A 19,918-nucleotide genomic window follows, 5' to 3' on the forward strand; every position below is an offset into this window, starting at 1 on the left:
ACCCTTGATGATCAGGAGTTCAGCATGGCATACACAGGTTTGAGAATTCACCCGGCCATTGGCATCGCCCGCGTCGGCAACAGCGAAGAATACTATCTGGGACCGGAAAGCCTGGCCGGCATGCCGCTCGATGGCCAGGAGGGTACGGGCGGCCTGCCGATCCGGCCCGGCACGGAAGACACGACCATCCTCAGCACCGAGTTGCGCGACGCCGGCGGAAAACTCAAGCGGCAGGCCGCCCGCTTCCGGATTTACCAGTATGCGTTCGACGCAGCCGATGGCGTGGAAACCTATCCGCTCGGCCGGCGGGGGGCGGCGGCCGAAGTGGCCATCGGCAGCATGGTCGATGGCAAGATCGTCAAGGACATCGTCTGGACCGTGCACCTGGCCAACAAGAAAGCCAATAGCTGGAAGGGCGGGGACGGCGTGGCGCCGTTCGAAAACAGGCGCGCGCCGCCCCTGCGCAATCCGCGCTTCGGCGAGAGCGACTCGCCGCATTTCGGCACGCCGGCCGACCCGCTGCGCCTAAAGCTGCTGGTCATCGACGCCGGACCGCGCACCGTGCAGGCATCGCGCCAGTCCGTGCAGCAGTTCGACGCCGCCACGCCGCCGTCGTGCGCGGATGCGGCCAGCGGCGCCGTGCGCAGCCTGCCCGACTATCCCGTCTCGTTCCCGCGCGGCGGGCAGCCAGGCGCGCCGGCGCACGCGCCTGGCGCCATCATCGCCTCGCTGGGCGCCATCAGCACGGAAAAGAATGGCCGCCTGCTGGTGCTGGGCGGCTATGGCAAGGCCTGCGGCTTTGATGCGCAAGGCAATTATGCGCCCGCCGCGCCCCTTGATGACAATGTCAACAACGACAACTGGTTCGACGACGTGGCCGATGGCCCCGTGACGGCCATGCTGCTCTTTGCCGACGGCACGGCGCGCGCCGTCGAGGGCAGCGCCTGGGTGGTGTCCAGCGACCCGTCATATGCGCCGCAAACGGCGAACGTCGTGTCCTTGTGGGACGACCTGTATTGCACCTGGCTGGAAAAGATGGCGCTGCGGCCCGCCGTCTATGCGGACGGCGCCTATCAAACCGGCTACCGCAGCGATTTCAGCACCGATGTCCAGCCCATCCTGCGCGCGGCCTCGCTGCAGCGGTGGACGACCAGCCTGCCGCCCAGGGCGATCAAGCAGCACGACTTGCTGGGCAAGATGAAGGCGGATGGCCTGACTTATCCGATCATGAATTTCATCCGCCATCCGGACCAGACGGGCGCGCCGTCGCTGCGGCCGCAAATGCCGCTGTCGCTGGGCGACGCGGGCAGCAGCCTGCTGACCCTGACCCGCGCCCAGTATTTTTTCATGGACCAATGGGCGCATGGCCGTTACCTGCCCGACAGCGGCAGTTTCCTGCTGGGCGCAGGCGAAGCGCTGGACCGCACCGTCCTGTTCAACTGCCTGGGCGGCCGCTACAGCCCCGGCATCGAGATGGGCTTCATCGTGCGCGACCCCGGCCTGTACCGGCAGGGATGGCGGCGCCATGACGGCGGCGGCCCGTTCCGCATCAATGGGCAGCGGCTCGATTACCAGGACGCCGTCAAGGACCAGCCCTTTCTTGGCACCGGCTATGTGCCGCTGCGCGGCGGCGAGGTGCAGCCCGGCGACCTGTCGAAGTTCATGGCCTTGCCCTGGCATACCGATTACAACTCCTGCGCCACGCATTTGCCGGATCCGAATCCCGGCGGCACGGTGCGCAATAACCAGCAGGCGATCGATGCGGCCACGGCGATCAAGGGCAATGGCTACAATACCTTGCTGTATTCGTCCTGGCCGGCGCAGCGGCCCGTGGCCGTCTACACCTATGACGACGTCGTCGCCAACGGCGGCGAACTGGCGACGCCGCGCTATTCCGTGCGCGGCCAGGGCACGCGGGCCGACGGCGTGCCATCGACGACGCCGGACAATGCGGAGATCGACCGGCCCGCCATGCATGTGGGGCGCTACCAGGACCGCGCGCAGTTCCTGCTGAACTGGCACCGCATCGGCGTGGTCGTGCAAGGCACGGCGATTGCGCGCAAGGACGGCGAAAAGGCCATCTGCAAGGACTACTACCTGGAAGTGGCGAGCCTGTTCGACGGCGACGAAAGCAACCTGGTCGAGTATTGGCGCAACACGGCCATCGACAAGGTGTATCGGCCCAATCCGCGGCCGAAGCCGAAATCCTGATGCTGGTGACAGCGCCGCATTCCGCTTCGGCTGCGCCGGCCAGGCAGCGCTACCGGGTCGCCATCATCGGCGGCGGCCCGGCCGGCTGCGCCTGCGCGCTGGCGCTGGCGCAGCTTGGCGTGCATGAGGTGATCGTCATCGAGGCCGGCGACTACACGCAGTTCCGCATCGGCGAAAGCATCCCGCCCGAGGCGAACCGCCTGTTCCAGGCGCTGGGTATCGCTCAGGATTTTTTTGCGGAAGCGCACGCGCCTTGCCATGGCAGCTGTTCTTACTGGGGCAGCGAGAAGCGCGGCTACAACGATGCACTGATGAATCCACTGGGCCACGGCTGGCACCTGGAGCGGACCCGCTTCAACCAGTTCCTGGCGCGGCAGGCCCGCTTGCGCGGGGCGGAAGTGCTGATGCACGCCAGCCTGGCCGCTTCGGCACCGGTGCCTGGCGGCGGCCATGGACTGGAACTGGCGCTCGGTGCGCCCGGGTCCTTGCGCCAGGCCAGCATCCATGCCGACCTGGTGGTCGACGCCAGCGGCACGCGCGCCGTCTTCGCGCGCCAGCGCGGCAGCCGCAAGGTCGACAGCCTGCCGCTGGTGTGCCTGGCCATGCGCTTCGCTCCGCCCGCCGGCGGCGGCGGGCACGCCGATACCGGCCTGACGCACCTGGAAGCGGTCGAACATGGCTGGTGGTATGGCGCCCATCTGCCCGATGCCACCTTGCTGCTGGGGTTTTACGGCGATGCGGCCACCGTCAAGGCGCAGCGCCTGCAGCAAGTCGGCCATTGGCTGGCATGGCTGGCGGCCGCGCCCAACACGGCTGCCCTGGCCCGCGGCATGGCGCCGCTGGCGGGCGGCGTGCAAAGCTTTCCCGCGCCATCGTACTGTCTCGACCAGCTGCATGGCGAAGGCTGGCTGGCCATCGGCGACGCCGCCTCGGCTTACGATCCCGTCACGTCGCACGGCATCGTCAAGGCGCTCGCCAACGGCATGGCGGCGGCCGGCGCCATCGCCGGCCAGTCCACGCTGGGCGATGTTGCGTACACGGTGACGCAGCGCTACGGGCAGTACCTGGCGCAGCGCCGGCAATATTACGGCTGGGAGCAGCGCTGGCCCGACGCGCCGTTCTGGCGCCAGTTGCACGCCGGCGCGGAGGCGCCGGCCGCCCAGGTCCGCGCCAGCGGCCCTGTCCCGGTGCGATAGCGGCCTTATCGCCGCTGCGCCTCGCGCTCCAGCGTGTCCTTGCCGATGATTTTCAGGCTGGCGCTGCCCTTGAATGGCAGCAATTCCTCGCTGTCGCCGGCCTGGATGTTGGTCGAAACGCCGATTTCGGCCGTCACGTCGACGAATTCCTTGCGGAACATGAGCAGTTCCGAGTTCTTGATGATGCTTTGCAGCGCAACCGACTGGCCCGGCGCGATTCTGGTGAAGGCGCGCTTCAGGGCATGGTTTGCCAGGCCCGTCTTCAATACCTGGCTTTGTTCGCTGGCGTTGTCGATGAGGCGCATGTTGGGTCCCCGCAGTTGCATGTATTCGAGCGGATAGCCGACTTCCCCGTTGCCGGTATTCTGGATGAGCACCTCGACGCGCATGTCGCCGCCCGTGAAAATGCAGGCCGGATTGTCGATGCAGCGGGCGCTGATGGAGAGGACGTCGTTCGGCATGGCGTTTCCTGGGAGTTGTAGGGACACTGCGAGCAGTGCGATTAGGAGCCGTTCAGGATGATATCGCATTTGATCTTCCGTCCTATTTTCGTCCGCAGCAACTCCTGCACTTCGATGGCGAGTTGCCAGGCGTGCCGGGGGCGCAGGATGATGGAGCCGGCCGAGTTCATGATGTTGGCAGCGGCCGGTTCCGGTTCCTCATCGTCCGACAGCGAGGGCACGGGCGCGTCCCAGCTGCCGTCCGGTTTCTTGTACTTGACGGTTTCGTCGTCGCCCGCCACGTACGAGTATTCGTCCGGCAAGCCATAGCAGTGGCCGAATTCATGCGCGTGCACCTGGCCATTGGTCGACGCCGATACGTCGATCACGGTGCCCGTCACGCCTTCGCGGTCGTAGCGCTTGTGGATCTGCATGATGTAATGCTCATTGCTCTCCACATAGACGACGCGGTAGACGATGGGCAGGATGCGCGTGCCGCATTCGGGGTCGCTGATTTCCATCTGGAATTTATTGTTCCAGTGGGCTTCCAGGCCCGCAGTGGCGATGCCCTTGACGTACTTGATGACGGCGGCGCGCTGTTTGGCCCGCGTTGCGGCCTGCTCGGTGCCCCGCTCGCGGTCTTCCAGCGCCTGGTCGGCCGGCTCGAGCACCGTGATCACCTTGACGCGCAATTCGGCGATGATGCCGGTGTTCGATTTCACGGGCACGTAGATCTTGTAGCGCACGGTGTCGAAATAGTTATGCGGCGCCCCGCTGGCGCCGAAGGTGTTGTTGTAGCGCGGGACGCTGGAGACGTCGATCTCCTTTTCATAGTCCGCGATCCAGCAGGCGGGCCGCTTGATCAGCACTTCCTTGCGCTGCTTGTTGTCGACCGGGCTGGTGCTTGACGTGGCGCTATCCTTGAATTTCGGTTCGGGTCTGGCCGGCGGGACGCGCTGCGGCGCCTTGCCCGTCGTGCCTGGCGCGGGAGCGCGGCCGGCCGGCGTTTTCGCCGGGGCGGGCGGCGCCGGCGCGGGATCTTCCGCCTCGGGCGCCTGGCCCGGCGATTTCAGCAATTCGATCACCAGCGCCTCGACGGCGGCTGCGGCGACCACGTGCGTCAAGCCCCTGGCGTCCGTCATGCCCGTTTCGTACGTGCCGTCGGCGCGCTTCACGCGGTAGGGCTGGCGCGGCATCAGTTCGCCCGTATCGCGGTCCTTCAGCACGAAGCCTTCGTCGAACAGTTTCAGGCGGCTGTCCGGCAGCGGCGGCAGGCCGGCGGCCGCGCTGGCGCCGCCGTTGAAGAGATGCTGGCCACCCTTGACGGTGAAGTTGCCCGGGCACTTGAAGGTGATGTCGCCGCCTTCGAGCGTGATCGACGATTGTCCCGCCTGCACGGTGATTTTCTGGTTGGCCTTGATCTCGATGACGTCGCTCACGGAGATCACCGTGATGGCCTTGTCGGCCAAAATCTCCAGCTGGTCGGTATGGGCTTGCAGCGAGACGGGACCGTTGCCCGCGATGGCCGAGATGCCGCCGTCCTGGCTGAACAGGGTGGCGGCATTGGCCGCCACCGAAGCCACCGTATGGCCGGCCGCCAGGTGCAGGTCCGTCTGCGCCGTCGCATGCAGGTGCTGGCCCGCGAACAGCACGGTCGAGGCGGGCGTGGCCCAGTTGATGCTGTTCGGCCCTTCCATCAGCACCAGCGGCTTGGCGTAGCGTTCCACGGGCTGGGCGGTGTCGGGCGCGCGGGCGCCGTTGCCGGCCTTGAAGGCTTCGTGGCCGCCCACGCTGCCCTGGTATTTGCCATCCTGTTTCGGGTCGATCTGGCTGGCCAGGTCCAGCTGCGCCTGGTTGGCATCCTTGCTCACCAGCGCATGCTGCTGGCCCGCCGCGGCGGCCGTTGCCTTGCTCAGCTCACAGGCGCCGCGCAGCAGGTCCAGCGCTTCCCGGGTGTCGAGCTGGGTCGATGCGACGCCGCTGCCCTGCCGCGCGCGCGCCGTGGCCGACAGCAGCAAGCCTTCGCCGGCGCGCAGCATGGCCCATGCGTCCGTGCGCAATTCGAAGCCGTGGCCGCGATAGGCGCCCCGTTGCGCCGATGCGGCGCCTTGCTGGACCAGGTAGCCCAGATTGAGTTCGGTGGCGGCGCTGCTCGACGCCAGCCGGGTGCGCAGCTGGCCCGGCGTATCGTCGAGCACCCACTGGTTGTAGCCGGCGCCGTCGAAGTTGCTGCTGTGGATACCCGACAGCACGCCGGCATGGTTGACATCGGCGTCGACGCCGGCCGCGTAGGGCGGCGTGTCGCTGCCCGTGTACAGCTGGGCTACCACCAGCGGGCGGTCCATGTCGCCTTCGATGAAGTCGACCAGCACTTCCGTGCCGATGCGCGGCGTGAATTGCGAGCCCCAGTTCGGGCCGGCCAGCGCCTCGGCCACGCGCACCCAGGTGCCGGACGCTTCATTGCCCGGCGCGTTGCCTTGCCGGTCCGTGTTGTGCGCCAGGCCGCCCGGATTGGCGGCGGCGCCGCGCTGCCAGGCAAACTGGATGCGCACCTGGTGGTCGCGGCCCGTGGTGGCCACGCTGTCGGCCAGGCCGACCACCAGCGCCGTCTGCGGCCCCAGCGCCACGGCTTGCGCTCTTTCCGCCGTGGCGCGCGGCACGATGGCCACGCTGCTGCGCACGCAGCCGAAGCGGTTGCGGTAGGTGCCGGCCTCGACCTGGCCGGCGATCCAGTCGGCCACGCCATCGAGGCTGGCGACCCTGGCCAGGCGCGACAGCGCGCCCGTCAAGCCGTCGCCGGCCGGGCCGGCAGTGTTGCGCGCCTGGTGCTCCACCCACAGCACGCTGAACTGGTTGGCGCCATCGGCGTACTGTGCGTGCTGCAGCAGGCGGAAGGCGTGGCCGGCGGCCAGCCGGCGCACGGCACCGGCGCCGTCAAACTGCTTGTTTTCCAGCTCCAGCGCCTGCAGCATGCGTGCGCCGTGCGGACTGGCCGCGGCCCGGTCGGCATGGCGCCGCTCGCCGGCGCCGTCATACACGGCCAGCTGCGGCAGCGTGCCCGCATCGAGGCTGGAGGCGTGTTCGGCGGCCGGCGCCGTCACTTGCTGCGGGTCCCAGCTGCTGATGCCGACGGCGTTCGATTGCACCTGGCGGCGCGCGCCGAAGCTGTCGATGGCGTCATCGCTGTCGCTGGCGCGCACGCCGTGAAAGCGCAGCTCGGCCCCGCCAGGCGTGTCGGGCGCGCCGGCCTTGCTGTCGAAGATCACCAGCGTGTGCCTGGACTGTCCCTGGCCTGCGCCGCCGTCCTGCGCGCCGCCCGGCTGCTCATGCTCGAAGCGCCAGTTCAAGCCCTCGAAGGCCAGTACCCGCGCCAGGAAAGCGAAGTCGCTTTCGCGGTACTGGGTCCAGACGGCGCGCGTGGCCAGCGGCTGGCTGATGTCGAAGCGGTAGCGCACTTGCGGATAGTCGGCCAGCAGCTCGCTGACGATGTCGCGCGCGTTCTTGTCCTGGAAAATATAGCAGTCGCGGCGCAGGTGCAGCAGGGCCAGCGCCGGTTCCAGGCGCAGCCGGTAGCGCGCCACGCCGCCATCGGCGCCGAGCCAGGCGCAATCCGTGCACAGGCCGTGCCAGGCGCGCTGGCTGCCGTCGGGCTGCAGCAAGGTGAGCGTCATTTCCTCGCCGATGAACGAGGCCAGGTCGAGCGACGCCGCGGTGCTGAGGGCGTCGACATCGAAGCGGAACAGTTCGTTGACGGCTTCGCGGCCGTCGAACTGCTCCGCCATCAGCGATTGCGCCTGCTCCGATGGCTGGGCCGTCGCCAGCGCGATCAGCCGCGCATGCTGGCTCAAGCCGGTGCCGAACTGTCCCTGCGGCGCGCCGCCGTCGCCCTGTGGCGTGTCGCCCATCACGGCAAGGTGATGCTCAGGTTGGCCACGCGCGGCGCCAGTTTGACGATATCCTGGTAGGCATGCATCTGCTCCTCGGTATTTTTCGCCAGCGTGGTGCGCAAGCCCAGGTAGCCGAGCGCGCAGATCAGCGCGAACACGGAGCACAGCACCCACAGCGGCACATTGTTGCGCAGCTTGTGGATGATCTGGTCCGGCCGTTCCGCATGCGGCGCGAAGCCTGTCTTCTTGCCTTTCATCTGGGCGATTTCATCGCCCAGGCGCGCCGTCAGGTAATTGAGCTTTTCCGGGCCTTCGAGGATGTAGCGGCCCTGGAAACCCAATAGCAGGCACATGTGGAACACTTCGAGCGCCTGCAGGTGGGCGCTGCCGCGCGCGCGCAGCGCTTCGAGGCGGATGAAGAAATTCTCGCCGGCCAGCTGGTCGCCGAACAGCACCAGCTGCAAGGGGCGCCGCGCCCATTCGTCGCGGATGCTGTAGGGCGAACGCAGGATGATTTCGTCGACGGCCGCGCAGAACGCGTACTTGGCCGCGTCGATATCGTCGGCCGAGGCACCCTGTTTCTTTGCGCCGCGGCCGAATTCGTCCAGGAACTGCGTCATCTTGGCGATGAAATCGGCATTGTCCTGCGGGCCGCTGCCGTTCTTCAGCATGAACAGCGCGTAAAAGCCGTCGTACATCAGGTCCATCAGCGTGTGTTCGGTGCCGGGACCGGCAAGCACGCTGGCCGAATAGGCAGCCTGGCTGCCGGACATCAGGGAAGGGGGAGCGGAGAGGTTCATCGTGTCATTTCTATGTCAGGAGGTGACGGCGACCAGCTCGAGCTTCAGGTCGCGCATGCCGGAGGGGACATAAATCAGGACCGATTGCGCCTGCAGCATGCGCTCGTACATCTGGCCCTTGGCCTCGATGGTGAAGTAGTACGCATCCGGGCGGACGGGCACGGCGGCCGGCACCTGCGGCGCATGCTGCAGGCGCACGCCGGGCAAGGCCGACAGCACGAACTTTTCCACGTCGTCGGGCGCGCCCACCTTGAAGCGCAGCGGCACCACGTCGACCAGCTCCATGCCCGGCATGTCGGCCGAGACGCCCAGGTAAAACGCGGTCTTGCCGTCGATTTTTTCCGAATCGAGCTTGCCGTGATGGTAGGACGGCTTGGTTTCGCTGAGCGCGATCGCAAAATACTTCGACGAGATCACCGTGTCGAGCAATTCGCGGATGATCGCGTGCAGCTGCGCAAACGGCGGCCCGGGATCGGCGTGCCGGTACGCCGGCAGGTCGGCCAGCGCATGGGTTTTCGAAAACGTCATCAGCGCGCCGGCCAGGCCCAGCAATTGCTCGTACAGGCGCTCGGGATGCAGGGCCGGATGGTGGAAGTAATGACTGAGCGAGGCAAAGGCCGAACTGGCCGTATGCAGCAGCCAGAACGAGGACATGTCGCCGGAGCGGAACTCGATCACGCTCTTGCTCGGCTCGCGATGGTGGCCATACAGGGCATTGACCTTGGCTTGCAGCGCGTCGATCAGGCGGCGCAGCTGCAGGAACAGCAGCGGTGCGCTGCGGATCGACAGGCTGGGCGGCACGAAGGCCGGGTCTTGCTCGAAGCCGCCCGTCGACAGGCGCCGCAGGCGCAGCAGCGGGAAGCTCACGTAGGAGTCGCGCGGATCCGATTCCGCCACCAGGCGCAGCGATTTCTTCAGGTAGGTGAGTTCGGCCTGCGCGGCCTGCGTGTACAGGTCCGGCGTGCTGAGATTGGCCTGGCCGTAGCGTGCCGCGCTGTTGGGCTGGCCGGCCGAGGCAAAGTTGCCGCCGAATTGCTTGAACGCGGGCAGGGCGGCGTAAAAGGTCACCGACTGCTGCGACGGCGGCAGGTTGCCAAGGTCGATGGCCTCGGGCAGCTCGTCGGCGCCGGCCGCGTTGTAGATTTCGCCGTCCTGGAAGATTAGCGACAGCTCCAGCAGCCGCAAGGTATGGTTGCCGAGCGCATCGCGGTCTATCTGCAGCTGGCTCACGCCCCATGCGTATGGATGCAGCGCCTTGACGCTCTCATGCAGGCGGTGTTCGTGATACTGGTCTTGCTGCTGAAAATGCTGGGGCCGCAAGAACAGGCCTTCGCCCCACAACAATTTGTTTGCAACGCTCATGGATTGCCCTTTTGCCTGACCAAGTGAGGCGTGGAGACCGGTTGACCCGTCCGCGCCGGCATGCCGCTACCGTGTTCTTGCCGCTGAAATCATCCACCCTTTGCATCGCACAAGGTGGTGCTTTTTTCGCAACTGAAAGCACCATAACATTATCCTGAGGAAGGGCGCGTACGGTACGTTTCCATAGCGCCCGCTGCCCGGAAAGCCGCATGAATAGTGAGTTTTCGCGTATTTTCTATTGAGCGCGATAAATATTCAAATCATGTTAGGCTCCGAAAAATAAATAATTAGCAACTATAAATTACAACTTTATTTTGATCGTCAACGCGTCTTCTTTGTGAGGGAAAGCACCATATGACACGATCGGTTTCGCTGCTCGCAGCAATTGCATGTGCCTTGACACTGAGTGCCTGCGACACCACGCCCGCGGCCAAGCCGGCCGTCATGGCGCCGCCCACGATGGACGAGATGATGTCCAAGGCGGCGCAGGCGGCCAGTAGCGGCAGTAACGAGGCGGCCTTGGGGCTGTGGCAACAGGCCGCCGTCGCTTTCCCGGCCGACAAGCAGCCGTGGGTGCGCATGGCGCAGACGCGCTACGAGGCGGGCCAGTATGGCGAGGCCATCCTGAATGCGCAGGAAGTGCTGGTGCGCGATCCGGCCGACAAGCTGGCCAACAGCGTGATCGCCATCAGCGGGCTGCGCCTGTCGACGCGGGCGCTGGCCGACTTGAGCCGCCAGAACAACCTGTCCGGCCCGTTGCGTGCCGAATCGCAGGACCTGGCCAAGCTGCTGCGCGAGAGCCTGGGCGAAAGCGTCCTCGTGCCGCCGCCGGAAAAGGCGCCGGCGCGTCCGGCGCGCAAGCAGCAAGGCAAGCGCAGCGCCGACGAGGGCAGCGCCAATCCATTCAATGCGCTCAAGTGAGCAGTGACTAGCCAAACGCCGCAGTTCAACAGGCGCATCGCCGATGTTGCCGATTCTTTTCGAAGGGGATGTCATGTCGAAGAAAGATAGTGTCCAGAAGCGCCTGCAAAAGGTACGCCCGCCGCGCGTGCAGATGACGTATGACGTCGAGATCGGCGACGCGATCGAGAACAAGGAGCTGCCCTTCGTGGTCGGCGTGGTGGGCGACTTCGGCGGCAATTCCGAACTGGAACAGAAGCGCCTGAAGGACCGCAAGTTCGTCGACATCGACCGCGACAACTTCGATGCCGTGCTGAAGGGCATCGAACCGCGCGCGACCTTCCGCGTGCCCAACGAGCTGAGCGACGCTGGCGGCCAGTTCGGCATCGAGCTCAAGTTTCATTCGATGAGCGACTTCCGTCCCGAGGCGGTGGTGGAGCAGGTGGAGCCGCTGCGCAAGCTGCTCGAGGCGCGCACCAAGCTGGCCGACCTGCGCAACAAGCTGGCCGGCAACGACAAGCTGGAAGACATCCTCAACGATGTGCTCAACAGTACCGAGAAGCTGGCCCAGCTGGAACAACACTCCCACGTCAGGAAAGACTGATATGTCCGCACAGATGACTCCCTCATTGACCGCCTCCGCCAGCACCGAGATCGACTTGCTCGACCAGATCGTGGAACAGAGCAAGGTGGCCAAGTCCAGCGTCGAGCATGCCCGCGCCAAGGACCTCATTTCCGAACTGGTCAGCCAGGTCATGGACGGCACGGTGGTGGTGTCGAACAACCTGGCGGCGACCATCGATGCCCGCGTGGCCGAGCTGGACCGGCTGATTTCCCAGCAGCTGAGCGCGATCATGCATGCGCCCGAATTCCAGAAGCTGGAAAGCAGCTGGACCGGCCTGCATTACCTGGTCAAGAACACGTCGACCGGCACGAACCTGAAGATCAAGATGATGAACGCGACCAAGCGCGAGCTGGTCAAGGATTTCCAGAGCGCGCTGGAATTCGACCAGTCGACCATGTTCAAGAAGGTGTACGAAGAGGAATTCGGCACGTTTGGCGGCGCCCCGTTCGGCACCTTGCTGGGCGACTTCGAATTCAGCCGGCAGCCGGAAGACATGTATTTCATCGAGCAGATGTCGCACGTGGCCGCCGCCGCCCACGCGCCGTTCATCTCGGCCGCCTCGCCGGAACTGTTTGGCCTGGAAAGCTACAGCGACCTGGGCAAGCCGCGCGACCTGGCCAAGGTCTTCGATACGGTCGAATACGCGAAGTGGAAATCGCTGCGTGAATCGGAAGATGCCCGCTATGTGGGCCTGACCTTGCCCCGTTTCCTGGGCCGCCTGCCATTCAACCCGGCCGATGGCGCCACCGTGGAAGGCTTCAATTTCGTCGAGGACGTGGACGGCACCGACCACCAGAAGTATCTGTGGTGCAACGCCGCCTATGCCTTCGGCACCAAGCTTACGGCCGCCTTCGAGGATTACGGCTGGTGCGCGGCCATCCGGGGCGTGGAGGGCGGCGGGTTGGTGGAAGACTTGCCGACGCATACCTTCAAGACGGATGAAGGGGAAGTGGCCTTGAAATGCCCGGCCGAGATCGCCATCACGGACCGCCGCGAAAAGGAATTGAGCGACCTGGGCTTCATCTCGCTCGTGCATTGCAAGAACACGGACTACGCCGCGTTCTTCGGCGCCCAATCGGCGCAGAAGGCGAAAAAATACAACACCGATTCGGCCAATGCGAACGCGGTGCTGTCGGCCCAGCTGCAATACATCTTTGCCGTGTCGCGCATCGCCCACTACATGAAGGCCATGATGCGCGACAAGATCGGCAGCTTCGCCGCCGCTTCCAACGTCGAGGATTTCCTGAACCGCTGGCTGATGCAGTATGTGTTGCTCGACGATAACGCCAGCCAGGAACAGAAAGCCCAGTTCCCGCTGCGCGAAGCGTCCGTGCAGGTGGCCGAAGTACCGGGCCGTCCCGGCGTGTACCGCGCCGTGTCCTTCCTGCGTCCGCATTTCCAGCTCGATGAATTATCCGTTTCACTCCGTTTGGTCGCGGAGCTTCCGCAGTCGACCAAATCGTAAGGCATTTTTCTTCCTACCCTTGAAAGGAATAACATGGCAATCGACGTTTACTTGCAAATTGACGGCATCAAAGGCGAATCCACGGACAACAGCCATAAAGATTGGATCGAATGCAAGTCGGTCCAGTGGCAGGTATTGCAACCGAAGTCGGCGACGGCATCGACGGGCGGCGGCCATACGGCCGAACGCACGGAGCACAAGGACATCGTCATCGCCAAGATGGCCGACCTGGCCAGTCCCTTGCTGCTGCAGACCTGCTCCTCAGGCAAAACCATACCGAAAGCCAAGCTCGAGTTTCTGCGCGCCGATGGCCAGGGCGAGCGCATCAAGTACTTTGAAATCGAACTCGAGAACGTGATGATCAGCAGCGTGGCTCCCTCGGTGGCCGCCGGCGACATTCTCGGCGAAGACTTGTCGCTCAAGTATTCCAAGGTCAAGTGGAAATACACGCAGCAAAAAGTCGGCGGCGGTTCGGGCGGCAATACTTCCGGCGGCTGGGACCTGTCGGCCAACAAGACCGTCTGACAGCGCCGTACCGCGCGCTCGCGCGCATGCCTGCCGTACCCGCCGCTGGCTGTCCAGGCCGCGGGTTGCGGGCCCTTCCCACCTCTTGATGCGGGATGCCTATGAAAGGTTTTACGCCGGGCCTGTTCGACCGCCTGATGGACACGCCCATCCATGGGGCTTCCAGCGGCACCATCTCGCGCCTTTCGCTCGAGGACCTGAAGGATACCGTGGCGCGCGACCTGGAGGCGCTGCTCAACACGCGCACGGTGCTGCCCGAGGCGCTGCTGAAAAAGTTCCCCGAATGCGGCAAGTCCATCATCACCTATGGCTTGAACGATTTCGCCGGCCTGAGCCTGTCGAGCACCGATGACCGCGCGCATATTTGCCAGTGCCTGGAAAAGGCCATCGCCCGCCACGAGCCGCGCCTGCGCAATGTGCGCGCTTCGCTGGAAATCCAGGAAGGTTCGATCAACCGCCTCAATTTCGCCATCAGCGCGCTGCTGGTGGTGCACGCGGCGCACGAACCCGTCAATTTCGACGCCATCCTGCAGCCTTCCAGCCTGCACTACACCATCAGCAAGGGGCGCCGCGCGGCGCAGACGGGAGCCTGACCTTGGAAGAACTGTTACCGTACTACGAGCGGGAGCTGGGATTCCTGCGCCGCTATTCGCGCGAGTTTTCCGAACGCTATCCGAAGATCGCCGGGCGTTTGCTGATGGGCGGCGAAGTGTGCGAAGACCCGCATATCGAGCGCATGATCCAGTCCTTCGCGCTGCTCAATTCGCGTATCTCGAAGCGCCTCGACGACGACTATCCCGAATTCACCGAAGCCCTGTTCGAGGTGCTGTATCCGCATTATCTGCGGCCTTTCCCCAGCTGTTCGATCGCCCGCATGGATTATGCGGCCGCGGCGGCGCAGCTGACGGCGGCCACCGAAATCGCCCGTGGCACGGAACTGACGACGCGTCCCGTGAAGGGCGTGGCCTGCACCTTCCGCACCGCGTATGCCGTCACCGTGGCGCCGCTGGCGCTCACGCATGCGGCGTTTTCCCCCATCATCGCCGCGCCGGAGCAGGCGCAGCTGCCATCCGGCGCCACCTCGGGCGTGAGCATGCGCCTCGAATCGACTGCCGGGCAGATCTCGCTGGCCCAGCTGGGCCTGCCATCGCTGCGCGTCTTCATCGACGGCCAGCCCTCGTTTTGCGCCGCGCTGCGCGATGCGCTGTTCATGCGCACCGTGCAGGCGTACGCCGAGGCCGACGACAGCGGCCGCTGGATCGCGCTGGCCGTCAATCCCGTCAGCAGCGCCGGTTTCGCCGAAGACGATGCGCTGATCCCGTTCGCGGCCCGCTCGCATCCGGCGTACCGGCTGCTGACCGAGTATTTCTGTTTTCCCGAAAAATTCAATTTCTTCGACATCGACCTGGGCGCGCTATGCGCCGTGCTGCCGGCCGGATGCCGCCGCGTTACCCTGCACCTGGCCCTGAGCGGCTTGCGCACCGACTCGAATACGGCGCGCCTGCTGGGCACCATGGCGACGCATAACCTGCTGCTCGGCTGCACGCCGGTGGTCAACCTGTTCCGCCAGCGCGGCGAGCCGATACGCATCACGCATACGGCCGCCAGCTACCCGGTGCTGGCCGATGCGCGCCGCGCGTATGCGTTCGAGGTGCACGCCATCGAGGCGGTCAAGCTGGTGCGGCAGACGCCACAAGGCGAGTCGGTGGTCGAATTCCGGCCGTTCTATTCGCTGCGCCACGGCGAAACGCCGGCCAGGGACGGACATTACTGGGTGATGCGGCGCGACGAAGTCATCGCCCACAAGAGTCCCGGCCATGAAACGGAGATCTCGATCGTCGATATCGACTTCGATCCGGCCGCCGTGGAAACGGATACGCTCAGCCTGGAACTGAGCTGCACCAACCGCGACCTGCCGGCGCAGCTGACCTATGGCTTGCACGGCGGCGACCTGTTCCTCGAGGGCGGCTCCAGCGTGCGCAGCATCAGCCTGCTGCGCAAGCCCACCGAGTCGCACCGATTCGAACGGGGGCGGGGCGCCCACTGGCGCCTGATCTCGCACCTGTCGCTGAACCACCTGTCGCTGGCCGGCAGCGGCCTGGAAGCCTTCCAGGAGATGCTGGCCCTGTATGACTTGCCGCGCTCGCCGACCTCGCAGCGGCAGATCCGCGGCCTGACGGCGATCGCCCACAAGGCCGTCAATGCCTGGCTGCCCGGCAATCCCTTCGCCTGCCTGGTGCGCGGCATCGAAGTGCGGCTGACGCTGGACGAGGAGGCGTTCGTCGGCAGCGGCATCCATGCCTTCGCCCAGGTCATCGACTGTTTCCTGGGACTGTATGTGCATGCGAACAGCTTCACGCAACTGGTGCTGGTGGCCAAGAAATCGGGAGAGGAGCTGTTGCGATGCAAACCACGAAGCGGCGATTCGAGCCTAGTGTAATCGAGCGCCTGTTTGCGCAACCGTACCGCTTCCAGTACTTCCAGGCGGTACGGCTGCTGGAGCTCTGGCTGCGGCGCAACGGCATGCCGCACGAAGGCGCGGTGGCCAACTTCCTGCGCTTCCAGAATTCCGTCTCGCTCGACTTCGCCCCCAGCCAGATCGAAGCGTTGCGGCCGGAGCCGCGCGGGCTGGCGACCGATGCCGACGCGCTGGGCGCGGCGCTGCGCAGTGCGCAGCTCAAGTATGTGCGCATCACGCCCGCCTTCATGGGTTTTCTCGGCGTCGCCGGCGCGCTGCCGGCGCACTACACGGAACGCATCGCCAGCCACCAGTTCGAGTCCAGGGACGAGGGGCCGCGCGCCTTCCTCGACACGTTTTCGAACCGCGCCCTGGCCCTGTTTTACGAAGCCTGGCGCAAGTACCGGCTCGAGCTGAAGTACCAGCTGGACGGCAAGGACCAGTTCCTGCCGCTGCTGCTGTCGCTGGCGGGGCTGGGCCACGCTTCGCTGCGCGAGCGCCTGTCCGGCGATGGCGTGCTGGACGAATCGGTGGGTTTTTTTGCCGCCGCCATGCGCCACCGGCCGCCTTCGGCCGTGATGATGGGCCAGGTGCTGTCCGAATATTTCGGCCAGCGCGTCACGGTCAGCCAGTTCATCGGCTGCTGGTACGACGTGCCGCGCGAGCAGCAAAGCACCCTGGGCGCGAATAACGCCGTGCTGGGCGCCACCGCGCTGGTGGGCGGGCGCGTGTGGCAGCGCGACCTGCGCATGCGGCTGACCATCGGCCCGCTGGCGCGCGCGCATTTCGACGCCTTCCTGCCCGGCGGCGCGGCCGCGCGGGCGCTGGAGAAAATGCTCGCCATGTTCACCAGCCTGTGCCTCGAGTACGAGGTGCAGCTGGTGCTGCGCGCCAGCGACGTGCAGGGCGTGCGCCTGGACGAGCCGCGCGGCGGCGGCAGGCTGGGCTGGGACAGTTTCCTCATCACGGGCGGCGAAGCGCAGGACCGCGCCGACGTCCGCTACGAATTGCACGCGCTTGCCTGAACCGTAACACCGATTCCGCCTCCCTTCCAACCCGACACAAGGACCGCTTCCCCATGAGCATCAACCTGAAGACGCTGATCAGCAAGCTGAATGACACCTGCCGCATTGCCGCCACGCGCGCCGCCAGTATCTGCGTCGGCCTGGGACAGTACGAGGTCGACCTGGAGCACGTATTCCTGGCCTTGCTGGAACAGCCGCGCAGCGATTTCGTGCTGATCGCGCGCCGCAGCGGCATCAGCGTCGGCATGCTGGAAGCGGACCTGCGGGCCGAGGTAGGCCGGCTGCAGACGGGGAACGCGCGCACGCCCGTGTTTTCGCCGCGGCTGCCGAAGCTGTTCGAGCACGCCTGGCTGATCGCCTCGCTCGACCTGCGGGCCGGACACCAGGCAAGCATCCGCAGCGCGCACCTGCTGCAGGCACTGCTGACCGAGCCGGAACTGGCGCAGCTCGCGTACCGCGGCTCGGCCCTGTTCCAGCAGTTCAAGCTTGACGAGCTCAAACACAAGCTGGAGCCGCTGACCGAGGGTTCGCAGGAGCTTGCGGGAGCCGCCGCTGGCGAAACGGTAGCCGACGGCGCGGGCGGCGACCCTGTGGGCGAACTGCAAGGCCGCGCGGCGGCATCGAAGACGCCGGCGCTGGACCAGTTCACGGTGAACCTGACGGCGCGCGCGCGCGACGGCAAGATCGATCCGGTGATCGGGCGCGACCTGGAAATCCGCCAGGCCATCGACATCCTGATGCGGCGGCGCCAGAACAACCCGATCCTGACGGGCGAGGCGGGCGTCGGCAAGACGGCGGTGGTCGAAGGGCTGGCGCTGCGCATCGTGCAGGGCGACGTGCCGGACATCCTGCAGGGCGTGGAAATCCACACGCTGGACATGGGACTGCTGCAGGCCGGCGCCAGCGTCAAGGGCGAGTTCGAGAACCGCCTGAAAAACGTCATCGGCGAAGTGAGTAAAAGCCCGCATGCGATCATCCTCTTCATTGACGAGGCGCACACGATGATAGGCGCGGGCGGCAGCGCCGGGCAGAACGACGCCGCCAACCTGCTGAAGCCGGCGCTGGCGCGGGGCGAGCTGCGCACCATCGCCGCCACCACCTGGGGCGAGTACAAGAAATATTTTGAGAAGGATGCCGCGCTGGCGCGCCGTTTCCAGGTGGTCAAGATCGAGGAACCGAGCGAGGAACTGGCGTGCGCGATGTTGCGCGGCATGGCGCCGCTGATGGAAAAGCATTTCAAGGTGCGCATCTTCGACGAGGCGATCACCGAGGCCGTGCGCCTGTCGCACCGCTACATCATGGGACGCCAGCTGCCGGACAAGGCGATCAGCGTGCTCGATACGGCCTGCGCCAGGGTGGCGCTGGGACAGCGCGCCACGCCGGCGCTGCTCGACAGCCTGGCGCGCCAGCTCGAACGCATCGATGCGGAAGCGTCGGCCCTGGCGCGCGAGGAAAGCGGCGGCGCCAGCCATGCGGCGCGCCTGAAGGCGTTGCGCGCGGCGCGCGGCGCCGCCGCCGGCGAACACGGGGCGCTGGCGGCACGCTGGGAAACGGAAAAGGCGCTCAGCGAAAAAGTGCGTGCGGCGCGCCAGGAGCTCGAGGACGCCGGTGCGGCCAGGCCGGAGACCAGGCCGGACGCCAGCCAGGCCGGCGACCTGCAGGCGCTGCTGCAGCAATTGCGCGCATTGCAGGGCGAGACGCCGATGGTGCCGGTGCAGGTCGATGGCCACGTGGTGGCGGAAATCGTCGCCGGCTGGACCGGCATCCCGCTGGGGAAAATGGTCAAGGATGATATTCGCACCGTGTTGAAGCTGAAGGACCTGCTGGAAGAGCGCGTGCTGGGCCAGCCCCATGCGATCGAGGCGGTGTCGCAGCGCGTGCGCACCTCGCGCGCCAACCTCGACGATCCCGACAAGCCCAAGGGCGTGTTCCTGTTCGTCGGTCCGTCCGGCATCGGCAAGACGGAAACGGCGCTGGCGCTGGCCGACGCCCTGTATGGCGGCGAGCGCAAGCTCATCACCATCAACATGAGCGAATACCAGGAGGCGCACAGCGTGTCCGGCCTGAAAGGCTCGCCGCCCGGCTATGTCGGCTATGGCGAAGGCGGGGTGCTGACCGAGGCCGTGCGGCGCAATCCGTACAGCGTGCTGCTGCTCGACGAAGTGGAAAAGGCGCATCCCGACGTCATGGAGCTGTTCTTCCAGGTGTTCGACAAGGGCGTGATGGACGATGCCGAGGGGCGCGAGATCGATTTCAAGAATACCATCATCATCCTTACCTCGAACGTGGCGTCGGCCACCATGATGCACGCATGCCTGAACCTGGCGCCCGAGGATGTGCCCACGCCGGAGCAGCTGGAGCTGGCCATCCGCCCGCAGCTGCTGAAGGTGTTCAAGCCGGCTTTCCTGGGGCGCCTGAAGGTGATTCCCTACTATCCGATCGGCGACGACGTGCTGGCCAGGATCATCGATCTCAAGCTGCGCAGGATCGCCGCGCGCGTCAGCGCCAACCACCAGGCCGAATTCAGCTACGACGAGACGCTGGTGGAGGCCGTGCTGGCGCGCTGCACCGAAGTCGATTCGGGGGCGCGCAACGTCGACCATATCCTCAACGGCAGCCTGCTGCCGGAAATTGCCGAATCCGTGCTGGCGAGGATGGCAGAGGGGCTGGCGATCAGCAAGATCAAGGTCAGCGCGGGCAAGCAGGGGCAGTTCAAGTACACGATCAGGTAGGCGCCAGCGGGCCGCCGCCTGCGGGCCCTGGGTGCTTACTGGCCGGCGGGCGGCGCAACGCCCAGCAGTTCCTCGATATGCGCGAGCGAGGCGCTGTCCTTGACCACGCCACGCAGCCATTCGTGCAGCGTCTGCTCGCCGGCGTCGGCCGCCTTGTCGGCGAAATACGAGACGGGGCTGTGGGGTTCCGTCTGGCGGAAGTACAGCGCCACCTGGCGCAGCTGCGCCAGGGCCTGGGCGCGGCTGTGGATCTCGCCCGGCGCCGCCGCAGGCAGCGGCAGCGCCGGCATGC

At 66.0% G+C, this 19,918-nt stretch carries 14 protein-coding genes and 1 pseudogene; 10 read left to right on the forward strand and 5 right to left on the reverse strand.

Features of this window, described 5'->3' with window-relative positions; genetic code table 11:
• Positions 1–24: 24 nt before the first annotated feature.
• A complete protein-coding gene (locus tag AC1RDJ_RS27450) occupies positions 25–2,211 on the forward strand; it encodes a LodA/GoxA family CTQ-dependent oxidase (protein WP_493029330.1) in 2,187 nt (728 codons plus the stop codon).
• Complete coding sequence (locus tag AC1RDJ_RS27455; protein WP_493029331.1) at positions 2,211–3,407, forward strand: tryptophan 7-halogenase; 1,197 nt, start codon at positions 2,211–2,213, stop codon at positions 3,405–3,407. The genes AC1RDJ_RS27450 and AC1RDJ_RS27455 overlap by 1 nt, the downstream gene beginning before the upstream one ends.
• A 5-nt stretch (positions 3,408–3,412) precedes the next feature.
• Here the strand turns inward: AC1RDJ_RS27455 and AC1RDJ_RS27460 are convergent, their stop codons facing one another.
• Genes AC1RDJ_RS27460 through tssK form a run of 4 tightly spaced genes read right to left on the reverse strand, consistent with a single transcriptional unit; the run spans position 3,413 to position 9,896 of the window.
• Entirely contained in the window at positions 3,413–3,868 is a 456-nt protein-coding gene (locus AC1RDJ_RS27460) for a hypothetical protein (protein ID WP_289888984.1), read from the reverse strand.
• A 41-nt stretch (positions 3,869–3,909) separates the two neighbouring features.
• Positions 3,910–7,752, reverse strand: a complete 3,843-nt coding sequence (locus AC1RDJ_RS27465; RefSeq protein ID WP_493029333.1) for a type VI secretion system Vgr family protein — start codon at positions 7,750–7,752, stop codon at positions 3,910–3,912.
• Positions 7,752–8,534, reverse strand: a complete 783-nt coding sequence (gene icmH, locus AC1RDJ_RS27470; protein ID WP_071324372.1) for a type IVB secretion system protein IcmH/DotU — start codon at positions 8,532–8,534, stop codon at positions 7,752–7,754. The genes AC1RDJ_RS27465 and icmH overlap by 1 nt, the downstream gene beginning before the upstream one ends.
• Before the next feature lie 15 nt (positions 8,535–8,549).
• Positions 8,550–9,896: a type VI secretion system baseplate subunit TssK gene (gene tssK / locus AC1RDJ_RS27475; RefSeq protein WP_071324371.1), complete on the reverse strand. Its 1,347-nt coding sequence runs from the start codon at positions 9,894–9,896 to the stop codon at positions 8,550–8,552.
• A gap of 396 nt (positions 9,897–10,292) precedes the next feature.
• Here tssK and AC1RDJ_RS27480 point away from each other — a divergent pair, with 396 nt between their 5' ends.
• The 8 genes from AC1RDJ_RS27480 to tssH all read left to right on the forward strand — a co-directional run bounded on the left by AC1RDJ_RS27480 (position 10,293) and on the right by tssH (position 19,626).
• Positions 10,293–10,817: a tetratricopeptide repeat protein gene (locus AC1RDJ_RS27480; RefSeq protein WP_232250925.1), complete on the forward strand. Its 525-nt coding sequence runs from the start codon at positions 10,293–10,295 to the stop codon at positions 10,815–10,817.
• Between the two features lie 73 nt (positions 10,818–10,890).
• A complete protein-coding gene (gene tssB, locus AC1RDJ_RS27485) occupies positions 10,891–11,400 on the forward strand; it encodes a type VI secretion system contractile sheath small subunit (RefSeq protein WP_071326567.1) in 510 nt (169 codons plus the stop codon).
• Between the two features lies 1 nt (position 11,401).
• A complete protein-coding gene (gene tssC / locus AC1RDJ_RS27490; protein WP_289888977.1) occupies positions 11,402–12,886 on the forward strand; it encodes a type VI secretion system contractile sheath large subunit in 1,485 nt (494 codons plus the stop codon).
• Between the two features lie 33 nt (positions 12,887–12,919).
• Positions 12,920–13,411: an Hcp family type VI secretion system effector gene (locus AC1RDJ_RS27495; RefSeq protein ID WP_071324368.1), complete on the forward strand. Its 492-nt coding sequence runs from the start codon at positions 12,920–12,922 to the stop codon at positions 13,409–13,411.
• A gap of 101 nt (positions 13,412–13,512) precedes the next feature.
• Positions 13,513–14,004, forward strand: coding sequence for a type VI secretion system baseplate subunit TssE (gene tssE / locus AC1RDJ_RS27500; protein ID WP_071324367.1), 492 nt, complete (start codon positions 13,513–13,515; stop codon positions 14,002–14,004).
• Positions 14,005–14,006: 2 nt separating this feature from the next.
• Positions 14,007–15,851 carry a type VI secretion system baseplate subunit TssF gene (gene tssF / locus AC1RDJ_RS27505; protein ID WP_071324366.1) on the forward strand — a complete coding sequence of 615 codons (1,845 nt, stop codon included), beginning with the start codon at positions 14,007–14,009 and terminating at the stop codon, positions 15,849–15,851.
• Positions 15,815–16,894 carry a type VI secretion system baseplate subunit TssG gene (gene tssG, locus AC1RDJ_RS27510; RefSeq protein ID WP_071324365.1) on the forward strand — a complete coding sequence of 360 codons (1,080 nt, stop codon included), beginning with the start codon at positions 15,815–15,817 and terminating at the stop codon, positions 16,892–16,894. Before tssF ends, tssG begins: the two co-directional genes overlap by 37 nt.
• A gap of 53 nt (positions 16,895–16,947) precedes the next feature.
• Positions 16,948–19,626: a type VI secretion system ATPase TssH gene (gene tssH / locus AC1RDJ_RS27515; protein ID WP_493029332.1), complete on the forward strand. Its 2,679-nt coding sequence runs from the start codon at positions 16,948–16,950 to the stop codon at positions 19,624–19,626.
• Positions 19,627–19,661: 35 nt separating this feature from the next.
• On the opposite strand, the pseudogene AC1RDJ_RS27520 reads toward tssH, so the two are convergent.
• Positions 19,662–19,918, reverse strand: a pseudogene (locus AC1RDJ_RS27520) (type VI secretion system protein TssA); the annotation flags it as partial.

The sequence above is a fragment of the Janthinobacterium sp. GW822-FHT07H10 genome, assembly GCF_058798675.1.

What these genes read in the sequence shown, in the direction of transcription:
- AC1RDJ_RS27450 (WP_493029330.1), top strand. Translation starts at nt 25, where the DNA reads ATGGCATACACAGGTTTGAGAATTCACCCGGCCATTGGCATCGCCCGC.
- AC1RDJ_RS27455 (WP_493029331.1), top strand. Translation starts at nt 2,211, where the DNA reads ATGCTGGTGACAGCGCCGCATTCCGCTTCGGCTGCGCCGGCCAGGCAG.
- AC1RDJ_RS27460 (WP_289888984.1), bottom strand. Translation starts at nt 3,868, where the DNA reads ATGCCGAACGACGTCCTCTCCATCAGCGCCCGCTGCATCGACAATCCG.
- AC1RDJ_RS27465 (WP_493029333.1), bottom strand. Translation starts at nt 7,752, where the DNA reads ATGGGCGACACGCCACAGGGCGACGGCGGCGCGCCGCAGGGACAGTTC.
- icmH (WP_071324372.1), bottom strand. Translation starts at nt 8,534, where the DNA reads ATGAACCTCTCCGCTCCCCCTTCCCTGATGTCCGGCAGCCAGGCTGCC.
- tssK (WP_071324371.1), bottom strand. Translation starts at nt 9,896, where the DNA reads ATGAGCGTTGCAAACAAATTGTTGTGGGGCGAAGGCCTGTTCTTGCGG.
- tssB (WP_071326567.1), top strand. Translation starts at nt 10,891, where the DNA reads ATGTCGAAGAAAGATAGTGTCCAGAAGCGCCTGCAAAAGGTACGCCCG.
- tssC (WP_289888977.1), top strand. Translation starts at nt 11,402, where the DNA reads ATGTCCGCACAGATGACTCCCTCATTGACCGCCTCCGCCAGCACCGAG.
- AC1RDJ_RS27495 (WP_071324368.1), top strand. Translation starts at nt 12,920, where the DNA reads ATGGCAATCGACGTTTACTTGCAAATTGACGGCATCAAAGGCGAATCC.
- tssE (WP_071324367.1), top strand. Translation starts at nt 13,513, where the DNA reads ATGAAAGGTTTTACGCCGGGCCTGTTCGACCGCCTGATGGACACGCCC.
- tssG (WP_071324365.1), top strand. Translation starts at nt 15,815, where the DNA reads ATGCAAACCACGAAGCGGCGATTCGAGCCTAGTGTAATCGAGCGCCTG.
- tssH (WP_493029332.1), top strand. Translation starts at nt 16,948, where the DNA reads ATGAGCATCAACCTGAAGACGCTGATCAGCAAGCTGAATGACACCTGC.